Raw genomic sequence first — 16,803 nt, 5'->3', positions numbered from 1 at the left:
CACGGTGAGTGAGATCGCTTATCTGACAGGGTATTCGACCACGGCTCATCTGTCGAGACAGTTCAAGGAGGTGACGGGTATGACTCCGTCGCAGTATGCCGACGCGCTTGCCGCCGGCAAAGCTTCGCGCCTCCCCATATCTGACATTTAGGAGTGATCTTTCTCCCGCGCATAGCCATATACAATACATTGCCGGGGATAGGGCTGGGGGGAGAGGACAGGAATCCGACAACATTTTTGCAGAATGATGCAACGCGGGAGGGGGCGGTGTGATGTAATTTTGCACCATGAAAATCATGTAAATATAATTTTTGCATCATGAACATCACGCATATATTTCAGTCGCTTGGCGCTATAGTGTTTGAGATGGCGCCATACATTCTGCTCGGTTTTCTTTTTGCCGGGCTTCTCAATGAGTTTGTGAAGCCGCGCACTATGGCGCGTCATCTGTCGGGGCGCGGACTGCTTCCGGTGGTCAAGGCTGCCGCATTGGGCGTGCCACTGCCGCTATGTTCGTGCGGTGTGCTCCCGACGGCAGTGTCGCTGCGCCGACGCGGCGCGAGCCGTGCGGCTTCCACTTCGTTTCTTATCGCCACTCCCCAGACCGGTGTCGACTCTATTGCCGCCACTTATTCGCTGCTTGGATTGCCGTTTGCGCTGATACGCCCGATAGCGGCTCTTGTCGGGGCTGTGGCGGGAGGTTGGGCCGTCGACCGTTTCGGCGGCAAGGAGCGTGCGTCCGACGATGCCGCGGAATGCGGTGCCGACCTTTGCGGCGATGAGACCTCGCAGCCGTTGTCGCTTCCGCGGCGTCTGCTCCGAGCAGTGTCATACGGCTTTGTCGATATGGTGGGAAGCGTGGGCGGATGGCTTGTAGTGGGCCTGATAGTGGCTGCTCTGATCACTGTGACCGTGCCCGACAGTTTCTTTGCCGCTTTGAGCGACAACCGTCTGCTGGCCATGCTGGCGGTGGTGGCGGTGGCTGTGCCGATGTATGTGTGCGCCACCGGATCCATACCTATCGCCATGTCGCTGATGATGAAAGGGCTCAGCCCGGGCATAGCTTTTGTGATGCTGATGGCCGGGCCGGCGGCGAATTTCGCTTCGGTGATGATATTGTCGCGCACCAACGGACGCCGTGCCACCATGATCTATATCGCTTCGGTGGTGGTCACCGCCATAGGCTTCGGCCTGCTGATCGACTGTCTGCTGCCGGATTCGTGGTTTGTGCTGCCCGTGTCGGCTTCCGGTGCCTGTCATCAGGCTGAGTCTGCTGGCTGGTTTACGATGGCTTGCGGAGCGTTGCTGATAATGTTGCTGATATATTCACTTGTAGTGCAGCGCCTGATAAAGCGCCGCCATAACCATAAAATAGTCAAGGAAATGAATAAGGATTATCGTATCAAGGGCATGGACTGCCCTCATTGCTCCGCCACGGTGGAGCGCACAATCCGCGGCCTTGAGGGCGTGGAGGAGGTTTCGGTCGATATGGCCAAGGGTGTGGCTCACGTCAGAGGCAATGTCGACGATGCCGCTCTTGCACGCGCGGTGGAGCTTGCAGGCTTCAGCGTGGAGTGAAGACCCGGTCACCAGCCGATTTCGATCGTACGCTGCCCGCGTGTAGTGCCGTCCTGATTATAGTCGGTGACGGTGCATCGCGCGGGCATTTTGTCGCCTTTCAGCTCCCACTCGTATTCGTGGGTGTCGGTTGTTGATTTGTCGGCGGAGAGAAACACCCTCTTGGCCGGCAGATTGACCGATGCCCGTCCGAGCAGTCCGGCATAGTAGGCGTAGTGCATGTTGCCGATGTCGAGGCCGTAGTTGTCGGCAAAGAGCATTATGCAGCCTTTGTTGGTTTTGCTGAGCGCGTTGGAGATGGTGATGGTGTTGGGCGTTTCGTCGCCTTCGTTGCCGTAGGCCACCTTGCCGATGCTCTGCATGTAGTAGGTGAAGTTGGCCACGTTCCAGTCGGCATGTCCGCTTACCTTGATCTGTTCGAGGCGATCCTGGTTGTTGTAGACAAAGTCCCACTCCTTGGTGCCCGACGGGCCTACTTCGGTGCAGTGCGAGACAATCAGATCCTCGTTGATGGTGAAATAGCACTGCGTGGTGGCTCCGCTATGGCTTTTGACGGTCATCGACAGGTCGTAGTGGCCGTGGCCCGATGCGTTGCCTGAAAGATATGTGAATGTGATTTCGTTGCTGTTGTCCGACATGCTGCAGACGCGGGCGGTTTGGTCGACCGTGATGTTGAGATCGCCCACTTTGACTGGTACGCCTGAAGTGAACACTCTCATAGGCACGATCTGTGCCTCTGTTATTTCTTCTTCGACTGTCTCCTTGTCATCGCCGCATGATGTGAGCACGGGCGTGACGGCAAGTGCCGCTACTGCGGCAATAAACATTTTCCTGTACATCTGATGTCGGTTATTTCCCTGTAATGATTGGTTATGATAGTGTAGTAGTGATATTACACGCGGCAAAATTATAAAAAAAACACCGATGCGCCAACATCGCGTGATTTCAATTTCACGAATGCCGGCGCATCGGTGTTGTGCGGAAGTGTCCTGGCCTGAAATCAGGCGAGGCGGTCGAGTACCCGCTGCATTTTGAGCGCGATCTCGGCGTTGCAGAGGTTGCCGATCGATCCGGCGTGGGTGTGGTGTATCTCGCGCGTGGGACGGTATGTGTCTTCCTGCACCTGGTGTCCGATCGTGCGGTATGCTTCGCGGAACGGCGTTCCCGAAAGGGTGAGACGGTTGACGTCCTCTACCGTGAACAGATAGTCGTAGCGCGGATCGTCGAGTATGTCGGCGCGCACGCGTATGTGCTGCAGCATGAAGTCGGCCATCTCAAGGCATGAGCGGAGTTCGGTGGTGGCGGGGAATATGATGTCTTTGAGCAGCTGGAGGTCGCGGTTGTAGCCGAGCGGCAGATTGGCGGTCAGCAGGGCGATTTCGTTGGGTATGGCCTGCAGACGGTTGCATTTTCCGCGCATGATCTCGAACACGTCGGGGTTCTTCTTGTGGGGCATGATGGATGATCCGGTGGTCAGCTCGTCGGGAAATGAAATAAAGCCGAAATTCTGGCACATCCACATGCATACGTCCATTGCCAGATGTCCGAGCGTGGAGGCTATCGAGGCTATGGCCATGGCTGCGGCGCGTTCGGTCTTGCCGCGCGACATCTGTGCGGCCACCACGTTGTAGTGCATGGTTTCGAACCCGAGAAGCCGCGTGGTCATCTCTCTGTCGAGTGGGAATGATGAGCCGTAGCCGGCGGCTGATCCGAGCGGGTTCTGGTTGGCTACGTTGTAGGCGGCCACGAGCATCTGCATGTCGTCGACGAGGCTTTCGGCATAGGCTCCGAACCATAGTCCGAACGATGAGGGCATAGCGACCTGAAGATGTGTGTAGCCGGGCATGAGCTTGTCCTTGTGGAGTTCCGACAGCTCCTGCAGGCGGTCGAAGAGATGCCTGACGCTTTCGGCTGTCAGTTTAAGCTCGCTCCGCATGAAAAGTTTCAGGTCTACGAGCACCTGGTCGTTGCGCGAGCGTCCGGAATGTATCTTTTTGCCGGTATCGCCGAGTCGCGACGTGAGCATGAACTCCACCTGCGAGTGGACATCCTCCACTCCCGGCTCGATGACGAATTCGCCCCGGTCGATCACGGCGAGTATGTCGGTGAGCGCTTCAAGCAGGGTGTCGAGTTCGCCGGCGCTGAGCAGTCCGATGCTCTGGAGCATACGGATGTGTGCCATGGATCCCTCTACGTCGAAGCGCGCCAGGCGCAGATCGAGTTCGCGGTCGCGGCCAACGGTGAACTGTTCTATCATTTCGTCGGGCTCGAAGCCCTTGCTCCAGAGTTTCATTCTTGTAGATGGTTTTTGAGGTTGGAAATAAGCGAGGAGTAGAAGTCAATTGCGTCGGTGATTTCGTGGCGCATGACGTATTCGTCGGCCGTGTGGCTTCGCTCGGAGCGTCCGGGGCCGATCTTCAGCGACGGTATGCCGTGGAGAAGCGACATGTCGCTTGTGGTGGGCGATACGAATGTGGCGGCGCCAAGGTCTGTGGCTGCGGCCACCAGCGGGTGGCCGGGCGATATGACAGATGCCTGTACGCGCGTAGACCGTGGGGCGCACTCGCTGTCGATAAGGTCGGCGAGCATTCGGGCGGTTTCTTCGTTGGAGTAGGCGTCGGTAGTGCGAACGTCGACCACAAACCGGCATTCGTCGGGAATGACATTGTGCTGTCGGCCGGCCTCGATCTGTGTCACAGAGATCTTGATCGGCCCGAGCACATCCGATACGCGTGGAAAACTGTATGTGCGCAGCCGTTCGATGTCGGTCATGGCCCGGTAGATGGCGTTGACGCCCTCGTTGCGGGCTGCATGGCCGCTGACTCCGTGGGCTATGCAGTCGAGCACCACGAGGCCTCGTTCGGCCACTGCGGCCTGAAGCCCAGTGGGTTCGCCTACTATCACCATCGACGGGATCAGCCCTTTTTCGGCCAGATGCGGCAGCAGTGAGCGCATGCCGTGTTCACCCCCGACCTCCTCCTCGGCTGTGACGGCCATGAGAAGGTTGAACGGCAGAGATGAGGGATCGGCCAGATGGAATGCGGCGAGCAGGCTCACCACCGATGCGCCGGCGTCGTTGCTTCCAAGTCCGTAGATGCGTCCGTCGGCCTCTTCGGGCATGTAGGGGTCGCGCGTATAGGCCGGCGATGGCTTGACGGTGTCGTGGTGCGAGTTGAGCATCACTGTAGGAAGCTCCGGACGCAGCGGTGCGGCCAGAGCATAGATATTGTTGTCGATTCTGGCCTGGGTGTGTCCGTTGTCGGCGAGCCACTGCCGGATGATTCCGGCAGTGGCGCTCTCGTCGCGGCTCGTGGATGGAGTGGCGATAAGTTTCTTGAGCAGGGCTATGGCCTCTTCGTCGGGTCGGCTCATAGGGTTATTATGGTTCCCGACGGTTTCAGCAGGTCGGATGCGTGCTTTATGGTGACGGTGCGCACTCCGGCCTCGACAGCCGCTATGGAGCCGTCGATCTTGGGTATCATCCCTTTGCTGACAACCCCTTCCGCGCGCAGCCGCGCATAGCTTTCGGGCGTGATGGAGCTGATGACTGATTTAGGGTCGTCGATGTCGCGCATCACCCCGGGCATCTCGAAGCAGTAGACGAGGTGGGTTTCGGCCACACGTGCGCAGGCTTTGGCCAGACATGAAGCCACTGAGTCGGCGTTGCAGTTGAGCAGCTGTCCTTTGCCGTCCGACATTATGGCGCTGAACACCGGGGTTATGCCCGATTCGAGCAGCCACGAGAGAGTCAGTATGTCGACTCCGTTGGGATCGAGATCGCCCACGAAGCCGAAATCGACTCCGTCGCGCGGCGGACGTCGGGTAGCCTTGACCAGTCCGGCGTCGGCGCCGCATAATCCGGCTGCATTGCAGTCGAGGCTCTGCAGCAGAGCCACGATGCGTTTGTTGACAAGTCCGGAGTAGACCATCGTGACGATGTCGAGCGTGGATGCGTCGGTGACGCGTCGTCCGTCGATCATGGTGGTCGTCAGGCCGAGCGCCTGACTCATGCGTGTGGCTTCCTTGCCGCCTCCGTGCACGAGTATGCGGCGTCCGGGCATCTGGGCGAATCCGGCGGCAAACCTCCGGAGTGCCTCGGGATCGTCGACAACGTTGCCTCCGATCTTTACTATGGTTATATTTTTTAGTGTCACAGCGATTGAAGCATGCGTTTTAATACGGTCTGTGCGGATATCTCACGGTTGGCGGCCTCGGGTATGACGAGGGAGCGTTCTGACTCTATGACGTCGTCGGTGACGATCATGTTGCGGCGCACCGGCAGACAGTGCATGAAAAAGGCATTGTCGGTGAGTGCCATCGAGCGTGTGTCGACAGTCCAGGAGCGGTCGGTGGAGAGTATCTTGCCGTAGTCGGGATCGGCGTATGCCGACCAGTTTTTGGCATAGATGAAGTCGGCTCCGCTGAAGGCTTTCTCGCGGTCGTATTCGATTGTGGCGCCGGCTGTGAATTCGGGTGCGAGTTCATAGCCGCGGGGATGCGTTATGACTACATCGTAGCCGGCGGCGACGGTCCACTGCGCGAAGGAGTTGGGCACGGCCTGCGGGAGCGCTCTGGGATGCGGCGCCCATGTGAGCACCACTTTGGGGCGCGGCTTGGTCTTGTGCTCTTCGATGGTGATGACGTCGGCAAACGCCTGCAGCGGATGGCCTGTGGCGGCTTCCATGCTGAACACCGGACGGCCTGAATAGCGGATGAACTGGTTGATCACCTGCTCCTCATAGTCGGCTTTCTTGTCGGTGAGCGAGGCGAAGGCGCGCACTCCGATGATGTCGGCGTAGCAGCCCATGACGGGTATGGCTTCAAGCAGGTGCTCGGGCTTGTCGCCGTCCATTATCACTCCACGTTCGGTTTCAAGCTTCCATGCGCCCTGGTTGATGTCGAGCACTATGACGTTCATGCCAAGATTGAGCGCCGCCTTCTGTGTCGACAGGCGGGTGCGGAGGCTCGAATTGAAAAACACCATCATGAGGGTGCGGTTGCGGCCGAGCGATGCATCGGCGAAGCGGTCGGCCTTGATGGCTCGGGCCTCGGCGATGGCTTCGGTGAGCGAGCCTATGTCGGCTACGGATGTAAACGTTTTCATAGATATTGTCAGGTGTATTGGTCGGTTACTCGCCGCTGTCGGCGATGAGTGATTTGAATTCGTCAATGAAGCGTCGCGCCTCGTCGATGGGGAGCGACAGCGCCGGGAGCAGACGCACGGTGTGGGCGCCGGCTCCGCCTGTGAAGATATGGCGGTCGAAAAGCAGTCGGCGGCGCAGTCGGGCGGCGTCGCCCTCGATCTCCACGCCGATCATCAGTCCGCGTCCGCGCACATCCTTCAGTCCGGGCATGGCGCGGAGTTCGCCGAGCAGATAGTCGCCGACCTTGGCGGCGTTGTCGATGAGATTTTCTTCCTCTATGACGTCGAGCACGGCCAAAGCTGCTGCGCAGGCCAGATGATTGCCTCCGAAGGTGGTGCCGAGCATCCCTTTGCGTGCCTCGAAACGGGGCGAGATGAGCACTGCGCCCATCGGGAAGCCGTTGGCGATGCCTTTGGCCGCCGTTATCAGGTCGGGCCGTATGCCCGAGGGCTGGTGGGCGAAGAATGATCCGGTGCGTCCGTAGCCGCTCTGTATCTCGTCGAGTATGAGCATCGTGCCTGTCGCCTCTGTGGCTTCGCGGAGCTGTCGCAGGAATTCGGGCGACGGTTCGTGAATGCCCGACACACCCTGTATGCCCTCAATGATCGCTGCGGCATACTCTCCGGTGGCGAGTTCGCGTCGCACAGCCTCGATGTCGCCCAGCGGCACGAAAGTGACGTTGGGGGTGGCGTTGAACGGCGATACGATCTTGGGATTGTCGGTGGCTGCAACTGCGCCCGAGGTGCGTCCGTGGAATGCCTGCGAGAAGGCCAGCAGACGTCGGCGTCCGGTGTGGAACGATGCGAGCTTTATGGCGTTTTCGTTGGCCTCGGCTCCGGAGTTGCAGAGAAACAGCGAGTAGTCGTCGTAGCCCGACACTTCGCCAAGCCGTTCGGCGAGGCGTGTCTGTAGCGAGTTGCCTACAGAGTTGGAGTAGAATCCGAGCCTTACAGCCTGCGAGGCGATGGCCTCAATGTAGCGCGGATGGGCGTGGCCTATGGATATGACGGCGTGGCCTCCGTAGAGATCGAGATACTCCGTGCCGTCGGCTGTGTAGACGTGTGAGCCTTGTCCTCTGACAGGCTCTATGTCGTAGAGTGAATATACGTCGAAAAGTTTCATGCTTGTAATGGATCAGAAGGCTGATGGTTTGAGCCGGAGTCCGGCGGTTTCGTCAAATCCGGCCATGATGTTCATGTTCTGCACGGCCTGTCCGGATGCTCCTTTGAGCAGGTTGTCGATCGCGCAGGTGACGAGCAGGCGTCCCTCTGTGGCCGTGATGCCGATGACGGCTTTGTTGGTGTTGACGGCCTGTTTGAGGTCGACCTCTCCGGGTGCGACGATGGTGAACGGCGCCGTGGCGTAGAAGTCGGTGTAGAGTCGGCGCGCGGCCTCTTCGGTCATGTCGGTGTGGATCCATGTCATGGCATAGATGCCGCGGGCGAAGTTGCCTCTGACAGGCACGAAGTCGATCACGCCGTCCCAACCGTTCTGAAGTCCTTTGAGCGACCGGCATATCTCGGCGAGGTGTTGGTGGTTGAAGGGCTTGTAGACCGACAGATTGTCGCTGCGCCAGCTGAAATGGGTGGTGGAGCCGGGCTTGACTCCTGCACCGGTTGACCCGGTCACGCCGCTGACGCTGATCCGGTCGGGGAGCATTCCTGCTGCTGCGAGCGGGAGCATCGACAGCTGCAGGGCTGTGGCGAAGCATCCCGGATTGGCCACAAGGCGTGCCCCGCTTATGCGTTGGCGCTGCAGTTCGGGCAGTCCGTAGACATATCCGGCCGATTCGTCGCGGAAATCCTGTGCGAGGTCGATGACGCGCAGTGTGTCGGGCAGAGGGTGCTCGGCCCAGAACTGTGTGCTTTTGCCGTGTCCCTGACAGAGAAAGAGCACGTCGACGGCGTTGAGGTCGAAATCGGCCGCAAAACACAGGTCGGTGTCGCCGAGCAGTCCCTCGTGGACGGCGCTGACCGGCTGTCCGGCATGGCTGGTGGAGTGGATAAATCCGATCTCCACCTCCGGGTGGTTGATGAGCAGGCGTGTGAGCTCTCCTGCCGTGTATCCGGCTCCGCCTATGATTCCTGCTTTCATTCGTCCTTGCCGTTGCGGCGCTGCACGTTGTGGTATATCTTCATCTGGTTGCCGAGTATCTTGGTGAATCCCTTGACGTCGTCGGCGCTCCATGCCTTGTTGACCTCTCCGTATTCGCCGAAGTCGGTCTTCATCAGGTCAAACGGCGAGTCGACGCCTACAAGCGTATAGCCGTAGGGGCGCAGACGTATCGTTACGGTGCCGCTGACATTGCGCTGCGACGAGAGAAGCATGGCCTCGATGTCGCGCATCACGGGTTCGAGATACTGGGCTTCGTGGAGGAACATTCCGTACCATGTGCCCACCTGATCCTTCCAGTATTGCTGCCATTTGGTCAGTGTATGCTTCTCAAGCATCTTGTGGGCGGCGATGATCAGCATCGGTCCGGCGGCTTCGAAACCTACGCGGCCCTTGATGCCTATGATCGTGTCGCCGATATGCATGTCGCGTCCGATGGCGTAGCGGGCTCCGAGGCGCTCCACTTCGCGTATGGCTTCGACCTTGTCGGCGAAAGGCTTGCCGTTGACGGCCGAGATCTCGCCCTGCTCGAATGATATGGTTATGTCCTCTTCGCCGCTGGCCTCAAGCTGCGAGGGGTAGGCGTTTTCGGGGAGGGTCTGTTCGGAGTGGAGAGTTTCCTTTCCGCCGATGCTTGTGCCCCAGAGTCCTTTGTTGATGGAGTATTCCATCTTGGTGAAGTCGGCTACATATCCGTGATCGCGCAGATAGTTGATCTCATATTCGCGGGTGAGGGTCATGTCGCGTGTGGGAGTGATGATCTCGATCTCGGGTGCGAGTATCTGGAACGTGAGGTCGAAGCGCACCTGGTCGTTTCCGGCTCCGGTCGATCCGTGCGCCACGGCGTCGGCTCCGATCTTCTTGGCGTATTCGATTATGGCGATGGCCTGGAATATGCGTTCGGAGCTGACAGAGATGGGGTATGTGCCGTTGCGGAGCACGTTGCCGGCCACCATGTAGCGTATGCTGCGGTCGTAGTAGTCCTTGGTGATGTCGAGCGAGGCGTGCGATGCCGCTCCGAGGCGTTTTGCCTTGTCGGCGATCACCTCGAGCTCTTCGTCGGTGAATCCGCCGGTGTTGGCGATGGCGGTGTGTACTTCATAACCGAGGTCTTCGGTAAGGTATTTGACTGCGAATGATGTGTCGAGGCCTCCCGAGAAAGCCAGCACCACTTTTTTCTTGCTCATAGCTGGTTAGGTGTCAAAAATTAAACGATGATATTTATGCGGTCGCCGGTTTCTTGCGTTGCAATGGGCCGATCGGTTGGGATTTTGTAGAGTTGTCGGCAGCGCTGCTTTACTTCAGATGCAGTATCTTGCCGATCTTGTTGCGCAGCAGCATCATGTAGGGGGTGGCTTTCGACGGTTGTTCGGCCATGGGCTGTGCAGGGTCGAAAAGCATTCCGGTGCAGAGGCAGCGTTTGCGGTCGTTGCGCTGGAGCACATCGTAGTTCACACATCCTTTGCATCCTTCCCAGAATTCGGCGTCGTCGGTGAGTTCGGAAAATGTCACGGGCATGTATCCCATGCGGGAGTTGAGTTTCATGACCGGAAGCGATGTGGTGATGCTGAAAATCTTGGCGTAGGGGAATCTCTGTCGTGCGAGTTCGAATGTCTTCTCTTTGATGCGTTTTGCCAGTCCGAGGTGGCGGTAGTCGGGGTCGACGATCAGTCCGGAGGTGGCCACGAAGTCGCCGTGTCCCCAGCATTCGATGTAGCTGAAGCCCACGAGCTTGTCGCCGTCGAGCGCTACGACGGCTTTTCCTCCGGTGATTTTGGCCGAGATGTACTCTGGCGACCGGCGAGCGATGCCTGTGCCTCGCTGCAGGGCTGATTCATAGATGAGAGTGCAGATGCGTTCCGAGTGGATGGTGTGGTCGGAAGTCGCAAATGCCACCGTAATGTCGTTTATATCCATTAGTTGATATGTTGTGTTCGGTCAGATAGAATCCTTTGACGGTGCAAAGTTAAATAAAAATACTGAATAAAATACAGAAATCAGGAAAAACTTATAGTTTCACAAAATTTAGAGAGTGTGTTCTTTTTAGAATTCGGCGTAGGCGGTGAATTTTGAATCCGCTGACCCTGAATTTTAAGGAATACGATCTTATGTATGTCGGATGCGGGGAGGGGTGAAAAAGAAAAGAAGCCGTCGGCACATTGCTGACAGCTTCTTGTCGGGGTGAGAAGATTCGAACTTCCGACCACACGCCCCCCAGACGCGTACTCTAACCTGGCTGAGCTACACCCCGGTGCTTTTATTAAAAGCGCTGCAAAGTTAAGCCCTTTTTATTTGATGTGCAATAGTAGTCGAGTGTTTTTCACAAATTTTCACATAGTCGTGGCGGTGAAATGTATTGGGGTGTAGTGTCTGCTGTATAGTGTACGGCGTTTCAACTGTTTGATATTCAATGTGCTTGGTTGGAATTGCGTCGCTGTGTCGTGTCAGAGCGGTATTGCTGTGCCGCTCTTGAGGGTTTCCATTACGAAGGTGCTCTCGATGGCCGATATGTTGTCGATGGTGCCGAGTATGTTGAGCACGAAGTCGCGGTAGTAGTCCATATCGGGTGCCATAATTTTGAGCAGATAGTCAAATTTGCCCGACACATTATAGCATTCCGTCACTTCGGCTATGTCCATGATGCGGCTGACAAAGGTGTCGGCTTTCTCACGGCACAGTTCGCGCAGCTTCACATTGCATATCACGACAAATCCGCGTCGAAGCCGGTCGGGGTTGAGTATCGCCACATAGCCTTTTATGTAGCCTTCCTGTTCGAGTCGGCGCACGCGTTCGTAGACCGGTGTGGCCGATCGAGCTACTCTGGCCGCAAGTTCCTTGGTGGTGAGTCGTCCGTCGGTCTGGAGTATGCGAAGTATGCTGATGTCGGTGGCGTCGAGCCGGTCAACAGATATTTTATCCATAGGAGCGTGTAAAAGATTGGTTGAAACGGTCAGAAATTCTGTCTTTGTGGCAAATTTAGTGATATAATCTATAGTTTGAAATTTTATTGGATGAAATATCTTTGGTTTGCTAACTTTGCGGTGTGAATCTTAAAACCCAACAATAGTCATGCGATTCGAAACAATCCAGCTGCATGCGGGACAAGAAGCTCCCGATGCCTCAACCGGTGCCAGAGCGGTGCCTATCTATCAGACTACAAGCTATGTGTTCGATGACTGCCGTCAGGCTGCAGGCCGTTTTGATCTCTCGGAGCCGGGCAATATCTACAGTCGTCTGACCAATCCTACTACCGACGTGCTGGAGCAGCGCGTGGCAGCGCTCGAAGGCGGGGTGGCAGCGCTCGCTGTGGCTTCAGGCGCGGCTGCGGTCACGTATGCTTTTCTCAACATAGCGACGGCCGGCGATCATATCGTGGCGGCCAACAATATTTATGGCGGCACCTACAATCTGCTGCATAACACACTGACGTCATACGGTATCTCCACGACATTTGTGGATCCGTCCGATCCTGAGAATGTCGAGCAGGCAATACGACCCAATACTAAGGCTGTGTTTATCGAGACGCTGGGCAATCCCAACTCGTCGCCGGTCGACATACGGGCAATAGCCGATATGGCTCATGCCCACGGTTTGCCGCTGCTGATAGACAATACGTTCGGCACGCCTTATATAATACGGCCGATAGAGCACGGTGCTGATGTGGTGATTCATTCGGCGACGAAGTTTCTCGGCGGACACGGCACTTCGCTTGGCGGTGTGATCGTCGATGCCGGACGCTTTGACTGGAAGGCCGACGCCGACAAGTTCCCCACGCTGGCAAAGCCCGATCTGTCGTATCATGGCGCTGTGTTTGCCGATGTGGCCGGCGCGGCTGCGTTCGTCACCCGAATACGTGCTGTGATACTCCGCGATACCGGCGCGGTGCTCTCACCGTTCAATGCTTTTATTATCCTTCAGGGTGTGGAGACGCTGTCGCTGCGCGTGGAGCGTCATGTGGAGAACGCTGTCAAGCTGGCGCGCTGGCTTTCGGAGCATCCCAAAGTGAAACGTGTGAATCATCCCTCACTCCCCGATCATCCCGATCATGAGCTGTATGAGCGCATGTATCCCGATGGTGCAGGCTCGATATTCACGATCGAACTGTGCGGCGGCCGGGACGAGGCATGGCGTTTTATCGACAACCTGAAGATATTCTCGCTTCTGGCCAATGTGGCCGATGTGAAGAGTCTGGTGATACACCCCTCGTCGACGACGCATTCGCAGCTTTCGGAGGATGAGCAGGCTCAACAGAAGATCTATCCGTCGACGGTTCGCCTCAGTGTGGGCACGGAACATGTCGACGATCTGATCGAGGATCTGGCGCAGGCGCTTGAGGCTGTCTGACAGAATCGCGTAAAAGAAATCAAAGGCGCTGTGTCAAAATTTCATTCTTTGACACGGCGTTATTTTATGCTGTGTGGTAAAAGCGAGGTTAGTATTAATGGGCCGGACGAGCCGTCATGACAGCGCTCCTCTGATGATGCGCCGGAGGTCGCAGATGAGCCACAGTGCGATGGCCGATGGTGTGGTTTCGAGCATCATGCGCATGACGTTCGCCCGCAGGGACGGCAGTGCCGGACGTCCGGGGCTGTCGATGCCGGCATGGCGCAGTGTGCGACGGATCCGCAGCCGTTCGGATATCGACAGTCGGCAATGGCCGAGCTGCTTCATGGCTTCGAGTTCGTAGTGGGCTATCCACCGCTGTGCGGCCGGGCGATAGGTCTCCGTCCACGGCCGTGAGGCCATGCGTTCCAATATCTTCTTCCAGCAGTGCATTCTGTGTCGGTCGGCGTCGACACCTCTGCTGCGGCTGACCGATCCCTTGCGGATTATATAGTTGTAGACTCCGTCGGGCGAGTGGGCTATGAGCCGGCAACGCTCGTAGAGTTCGAGGCAGAAGCCGTAATCCTCCATGATCACCCCTTCCTGAAAGCGAAGGTCGCCGATGGTTTTCCGAAGCACGATAAACGTACATGGTGAATGCTCGATGGTGTGGCGCAGGGCATATTCCGCGCCGCTCACTGCGCTGTGGGGCTTTCCGCTGATGTTGCTGAGCCGGCGTTTGCCGTCAATGATGTCGTAGATGCCGAATGTCAGCAGGTCGAGTCGTTCGGCCTCCATGCGGTTTATGAGCGGAATGATGCGGTCGGGTTCGAGCGTGTCGTCGGAGTCGACCATCATCGTGTATCTGCCGCGTGAGGCCTCTATGCCTGTATTGCGGGCGTGCGAGGCTCCCCCGTTGTGTGTATGTATGGCGGTGATGCGTCGGTCGGATGCCGCGATGTCGTCGCATATTGCCGGCGAACTGTCGGTAGAGCCGTCGTCGACGATGATTATTTCCGATTCGTCGGGTAGTTGCGGCAGAATGCTGTCGACACACCGCCGCAGGTATATTCCGGTGTTGTAGACCGGTATGATGACGCTTATTATAGGAGTCATGGCCGGTAGTGGTGTTTTATTCTGGCGGCGAATCTTCGGAATGGCTTGAAGCAGGCTGTCATTATGGCGGCGAGAATGATGGCTGTGGCTGCGGCTGTTGCAGCGGCGGCCATGGCAAACCCAGCTGCCGAGAGTGAAGCGATTTCTGTCAGTCGTAGCCCGGCGGATGTGTGGGTGAGGGCTGTGCCTACGGCGGCGGCCGTTATGGCGCCTGCGGCAAGATGCGACAGGTAGAGTCTGACGTAGGTGGCTCCGAATCCGGGCATGCGGCGGCTGATGAGGTAGTATGGTTTCCAGATGACTATGACGGCCGTCTGGGTGATGACTATGCCGGTAAGGATGCCGTCGAGTCCATAGTGTGAGCCGAGCAGGGCCGACAGCGTAAGACTTGCGACGGTTTCGGCCACCGGGGCGCCTGTGTCGGCGAATAGTCCGAAGGCGTAGCGGAATGAATCGGTGGCGAATCTCGTGAGACCGATGAACATGATGGCGCACATCAGCGCCAGAGTAGTCTGTGGCAGCAGGTAGGCCGGGCCGATCCACAGGCTCACAAACGGGTGGGCAAGAAAATAAATTGCAGTCACGAGCGTAGCGGAGATGTAGAACCGTGCTGAAAACAGTTCGGCGTATACGCTGCGTATCTTTGACCGGTCGCCCTCGGTGACAAGGTTGCCTATGCCCGGCGTCACTGGGTCGAAGAGCGCGGCCATCATCCGCTCGCCTCCACGGATGATTATGTAGTAGTTGATATAAGCTGTCACTGCGGCAAGCGATCCGAAGGCATAGATGACAAGCGGTGTGCCGTGCTCGAGTGCGAATCCGGCTATTTTGTGGAAAAACACCTGTTTGACTTTCTGTTCGATCTCCGGAAACCGTTGCCGCAGTGTGCTGAAACTTTCGGAGGATGGCTTGACGTGGGGGAATGTGCGGCGCACTGCAAGATCGACGGCCCATGCTCCGACAGCCGCAAACACCCCTTCGAGTATCAGCCACCAGATGTATCCGTCGGTGAGGCGGCTGACGGCCCACATCTGCGTGATTGTCTTGGCTATCATGGCGCTGCGATAGCTCAGGCATATGCGGTAATCTTTCTGGTCGGCGGTAAGCAGCACCTGGCGGTAGTTGACGAAATAACTTAGCAGCGCGCTCCAGAGCATCACTCCGAACGATGCGTAGGCATACCATAGCGGAAGTGTGATGTCGGAGAATATCACCGGAAAGAATCCCATGAGCACAATCGCTCCGCACCCTACGGCAAGGGCTATGCGTCGGTATATCCGGCCCTGGAGCGACATGATGGCGGAAATTTGCCGGTAGTCGCCGTCGGCAAGCGGCCTGTAGAGTGAGAATCCTATGGCGGCCCCTATGCCGAGTTCGGCGAGATTGAGGGTCTGCAGCAGGTTGGCGGCCGTGGAGTTCAGTCCGAGAATGTCTTCGCCGAGGTGTGTCAGAAACACTTTGCGCGAGAAAAATTCGAGACCGAGCATGACGAGGAAGTATGTCATGGCTACGGCGCTGTTGCGCACACTGTTGCGAGTGCGCGACCGGGAGGGTGCTGTGCTGTATGGCTGTCGTGTGGTGTTCATCTGCCTCCGGCGAGTCGTCTGATGAGTTCGAGCGTCTTGACGGCCGGTGCAAGGCTTCGGTGGGCGGCACAGAAAGCCATTGCGCGCTGATGTGGCGGCAGTCCGTCGGTGATGTCGAGCCACCGGTATGGTATGTCTGGCCAGAGTGCGCGGGCCTTCCGTCGGCGTTCCTCCGATCCGTAGTATAGAGCCAGTGCTCTTGCGCGGCGCTTCAGCGCGGCTGTCATGTCGCGGCATGGGGTTGCGGCGAAATGTTCGTCGAGCATTTCGGTCACAGCAAGCATGTCGGATATTGATTTGTCGCTAAAACGGCCGGTGTATGACTGCGGATTGCTGACGTAGTGGTAGAGCGGTCGTGGCAGGTAGGCGGTCTTTTTCGCGTGGTAAGCCGCACGGGTAGTTATCCACGCGTCCTCCCACATGTCGATCCCCTCGATCCAAAGCGGTCCGATGCTGTCGAAGAGATGGCGTGCGATGAGCTTGTTCCACAGGCCGGCGTGGACTTTTCCGCGGAGCATGTCGGATGTGAGCGAACGGCTGTCGCGCATTCCGGTGTGTCGCACTCTGCTGTCGCCTCGTTCCACGATATAGTCGCACACCACCATGTCGGCTCCGGTCGTGCAGGCCGTGTGGAGCATCGTTTCGTAGGCGTCGTTGTCTACATAGTCGTCGGCATCACAGAATATGATGTATCGGCCTGAGGCGGCTGAGAGTCCTGTAAGGCGTGCTGCTGCCGAGCCTCGGTTGTTGCTGTGGGTCAGTGTTATGGCCGATGGCGCGTCGGCTCTTTTCTCGGACAAAATGCTGTGGAGCAGCGCTGCGGATCCGTCGGTTGAGCCATCGTCGACCCACACCGTTTCCAGCCTCCGGCCGAGCGACTGGCCAAACAGGGAGCGTGCTGCGCGTTCGATATGACGCACGGCATTGTAATACGGTATTATGAC

Annotated in this window: 16 protein-coding genes and 1 tRNA gene; 3 read left to right on the top strand and 14 right to left on the bottom strand. The window is 57.6% G+C overall.

What is annotated here, in order from left to right; translation table 11 throughout:
- The first annotated feature begins 4 nt into the window (after positions 1–4).
- A complete protein-coding gene (locus tag C5O24_RS04655; protein WP_240604900.1) occupies positions 5–151 on the top strand; it encodes a helix-turn-helix domain-containing protein in 147 nt (48 codons plus the stop codon).
- Between the two features lie 167 nt (positions 152–318).
- A complete protein-coding gene (locus C5O24_RS04650) occupies positions 319–1,578 on the top strand; it encodes an SO_0444 family Cu/Zn efflux transporter (RefSeq protein WP_107036004.1) in 1,260 nt (419 codons plus the stop codon).
- Positions 1,579–1,586: 8 nt separating this feature from the next.
- Here C5O24_RS04650 and C5O24_RS04645 read toward each other — a convergent pair whose 3' ends face one another.
- The 11 genes from C5O24_RS04645 to C5O24_RS04595 all read right to left on the bottom strand — a co-directional run bounded on the left by C5O24_RS04645 (position 1,587) and on the right by C5O24_RS04595 (position 11,755).
- The gene (locus tag C5O24_RS04645) at positions 1,587–2,417 is read right to left on the bottom strand and encodes a DUF4595 domain-containing protein (RefSeq protein WP_107036005.1); all 831 of its coding nucleotides are present in this window, start codon (positions 2,415–2,417) and stop codon (positions 1,587–1,589) included.
- Positions 2,418–2,578: 161 nt separating this feature from the next.
- On the bottom strand, positions 2,579–3,871 hold the full coding sequence (gene argH, locus C5O24_RS04640) for an argininosuccinate lyase (protein WP_107681524.1): 1,293 nt from the start codon (positions 3,869–3,871) through the stop codon (positions 2,579–2,581).
- Positions 3,868–4,950, bottom strand: coding sequence for a M20/M25/M40 family metallo-hydrolase (locus tag C5O24_RS04635; RefSeq protein WP_107681523.1), 1,083 nt, complete (start codon positions 4,948–4,950; stop codon positions 3,868–3,870). Before C5O24_RS04635 ends, argH begins: the two co-directional genes overlap by 4 nt.
- Complete coding sequence (gene argB / locus C5O24_RS04630; protein ID WP_107036008.1) at positions 4,947–5,732, bottom strand: acetylglutamate kinase; 786 nt, start codon at positions 5,730–5,732, stop codon at positions 4,947–4,949. The genes C5O24_RS04635 and argB overlap by 4 nt, the downstream gene beginning before the upstream one ends.
- Positions 5,729–6,682 (bottom strand): Rossmann-fold NAD(P)-binding domain-containing protein, encoded by a 954-nt coding sequence (locus C5O24_RS04625; RefSeq protein ID WP_107036009.1) that lies wholly within the window; start codon positions 6,680–6,682, stop codon positions 5,729–5,731. The genes argB and C5O24_RS04625 overlap by 4 nt, the downstream gene beginning before the upstream one ends.
- Positions 6,683–6,707: 25 nt before the next feature.
- A complete protein-coding gene (locus C5O24_RS04620; protein ID WP_107036010.1) occupies positions 6,708–7,844 on the bottom strand; it encodes an aspartate aminotransferase family protein in 1,137 nt (378 codons plus the stop codon).
- A 12-nt stretch (positions 7,845–7,856) separates the two neighbouring features.
- Complete coding sequence (argC, locus tag C5O24_RS04615) at positions 7,857–8,816, bottom strand: N-acetyl-gamma-glutamyl-phosphate reductase (RefSeq protein ID WP_107036011.1); 960 nt, start codon at positions 8,814–8,816, stop codon at positions 7,857–7,859.
- Complete coding sequence (locus C5O24_RS04610; RefSeq protein WP_107036012.1) at positions 8,813–10,021, bottom strand: argininosuccinate synthase; 1,209 nt, start codon at positions 10,019–10,021, stop codon at positions 8,813–8,815. The genes argC and C5O24_RS04610 overlap by 4 nt, the downstream gene beginning before the upstream one ends.
- Before the next feature lie 109 nt (positions 10,022–10,130).
- Positions 10,131–10,751: a GNAT family N-acetyltransferase gene (locus tag C5O24_RS04605; RefSeq protein ID WP_107036013.1), complete on the bottom strand. Its 621-nt coding sequence runs from the start codon at positions 10,749–10,751 to the stop codon at positions 10,131–10,133.
- 259 nt (positions 10,752–11,010) lie between these two features.
- Positions 11,011–11,085, bottom strand: a tRNA-Pro gene (locus C5O24_RS04600).
- A 193-nt stretch (positions 11,086–11,278) separates the two neighbouring features.
- Positions 11,279–11,755: an Lrp/AsnC family transcriptional regulator gene (locus C5O24_RS04595; protein WP_107036014.1), complete on the bottom strand. Its 477-nt coding sequence runs from the start codon at positions 11,753–11,755 to the stop codon at positions 11,279–11,281.
- Between the two features lie 148 nt (positions 11,756–11,903).
- Between C5O24_RS04595 and C5O24_RS04590 the strand changes: the two genes are divergently transcribed.
- Positions 11,904–13,178, top strand: a complete 1,275-nt coding sequence (locus C5O24_RS04590; RefSeq protein WP_107036015.1) for an O-acetylhomoserine aminocarboxypropyltransferase/cysteine synthase family protein — start codon at positions 11,904–11,906, stop codon at positions 13,176–13,178.
- A gap of 114 nt (positions 13,179–13,292) precedes the next feature.
- Here the strand turns inward: C5O24_RS04590 and C5O24_RS13955 are convergent, their stop codons facing one another.
- From C5O24_RS13955 to C5O24_RS04580, 3 genes are all read right to left on the bottom strand, one after another.
- A complete protein-coding gene (locus C5O24_RS13955) occupies positions 13,293–14,273 on the bottom strand; it encodes a glycosyltransferase family 2 protein (RefSeq protein WP_161553805.1) in 981 nt (326 codons plus the stop codon).
- Entirely contained in the window at positions 14,270–15,859 is a 1,590-nt protein-coding gene (locus C5O24_RS13950) for a lipopolysaccharide biosynthesis protein (protein ID WP_161553804.1), read from the bottom strand. Before C5O24_RS13950 ends, C5O24_RS13955 begins: the two co-directional genes overlap by 4 nt.
- Positions 15,856–16,803, bottom strand: a 948-nt coding sequence (locus C5O24_RS04580; protein ID WP_133165463.1) for a glycosyltransferase family 2 protein, incomplete at its 5' end; no start/stop codon positions are given. The genes C5O24_RS13950 and C5O24_RS04580, both read right to left, overlap by 4 nt.

Source organism: Paramuribaculum intestinale (genome assembly GCF_003024925.1).
In the GTDB taxonomy this organism is placed as follows: Bacteria; Bacteroidota; Bacteroidia; order Bacteroidales; family Muribaculaceae; genus Paramuribaculum; species Paramuribaculum intestinale.
This window is presented reverse-complemented; position numbering and strand designations above follow the sequence as displayed.

What these genes read in the sequence shown, in the direction of transcription:
- C5O24_RS04650 (WP_107036004.1), top strand. Translation starts at nt 319, where the DNA reads ATGAACATCACGCATATATTTCAGTCGCTTGGCGCTATAGTGTTTGAG.
- C5O24_RS04645 (WP_107036005.1), bottom strand. Translation starts at nt 2,417, where the DNA reads ATGTACAGGAAAATGTTTATTGCCGCAGTAGCGGCACTTGCCGTCACG.
- argH (WP_107681524.1), bottom strand. Translation starts at nt 3,871, where the DNA reads ATGAAACTCTGGAGCAAGGGCTTCGAGCCCGACGAAATGATAGAACAG.
- C5O24_RS04635 (WP_107681523.1), bottom strand. Translation starts at nt 4,950, where the DNA reads ATGAGCCGACCCGACGAAGAGGCCATAGCCCTGCTCAAGAAACTTATC.
- C5O24_RS04625 (WP_107036009.1), bottom strand. Translation starts at nt 6,682, where the DNA reads ATGAAAACGTTTACATCCGTAGCCGACATAGGCTCGCTCACCGAAGCC.
- C5O24_RS04620 (WP_107036010.1), bottom strand. Translation starts at nt 7,844, where the DNA reads ATGAAACTTTTCGACGTATATTCACTCTACGACATAGAGCCTGTCAGA.
- argC (WP_107036011.1), bottom strand. Translation starts at nt 8,816, where the DNA reads ATGAAAGCAGGAATCATAGGCGGAGCCGGATACACGGCAGGAGAGCTC.
- C5O24_RS04610 (WP_107036012.1), bottom strand. Translation starts at nt 10,021, where the DNA reads ATGAGCAAGAAAAAAGTGGTGCTGGCTTTCTCGGGAGGCCTCGACACA.
- C5O24_RS04605 (WP_107036013.1), bottom strand. Translation starts at nt 10,751, where the DNA reads ATGGATATAAACGACATTACGGTGGCATTTGCGACTTCCGACCACACC.
- C5O24_RS04595 (WP_107036014.1), bottom strand. Translation starts at nt 11,755, where the DNA reads ATGGATAAAATATCTGTTGACCGGCTCGACGCCACCGACATCAGCATA.
- C5O24_RS04590 (WP_107036015.1), top strand. Translation starts at nt 11,904, where the DNA reads ATGCGATTCGAAACAATCCAGCTGCATGCGGGACAAGAAGCTCCCGAT.
- C5O24_RS13955 (WP_161553805.1), bottom strand. Translation starts at nt 14,273, where the DNA reads ATGACTCCTATAATAAGCGTCATCATACCGGTCTACAACACCGGAATA.
- C5O24_RS13950 (WP_161553804.1), bottom strand. Translation starts at nt 15,859, where the DNA reads ATGAACACCACACGACAGCCATACAGCACAGCACCCTCCCGGTCGCGC.